This is a genomic window from Paraburkholderia sp. SIMBA_053, assembly GCF_046534895.1.
Lineage (GTDB): Bacteria > Pseudomonadota > Gammaproteobacteria > Burkholderiales > Burkholderiaceae > Paraburkholderia > Paraburkholderia caledonica.
The window spans coordinates 1-430 of record NZ_JAWRXU010000136.1 but is presented as its reverse complement, the minus strand read 5'-3'; the positions used below and the strand labels follow the sequence as shown (position 1 = coordinate 430).

Genomic DNA, 430 nt, shown 5'->3' with positions numbered 1-430 from the left:
AGGCGGCGGCGTCGCGGCTGTGGAGCACGCGCTCGGCGCGGCCGAGGTCCGCATCCGAGACGGTCTTGGTGAAATACAGGCCCAGCAGGATCGAAACCGGTGCCGGAATTTCGGCGCCGGATTCAAAGCGGCTGCCGCGCGACTGGGTGACGCCGAAACGCGCCCAGAAACGGCGCTGGCTCTCTTTTTTCTTTTTGCGGTAAGCAATGATCAAGACCCGGTCCACCGCTGTGGAAGGCTCCGCCGAACGCGTTTGGAGGCCGGTTTGCGGTTGCCAGTGATTGTCCAGAAGTTCCATTTTCGTGTCCCGTCGGTTGAGTGCTGTTGCTATCTCAAATTCTGCGTTATCCGATAAGCATGCACACCTATCCAGGTAGATAGGTGGCGGAACGATTCAGAATGCATAAGTTTTCCTGCGTATTGGTTTTCC

At 57.9% G+C, this 430-nt stretch carries 1 protein-coding gene; it reads right to left on the bottom strand.

Annotated features, from left to right (window positions below):
• On the bottom strand, positions 1-298 hold a 298-nt coding region (locus tag SB753_RS34935), incomplete at its 3' end, for an XRE family transcriptional regulator (protein ID WP_410804606.1).
• Positions 299-430 lie beyond the last annotated feature (132 nt).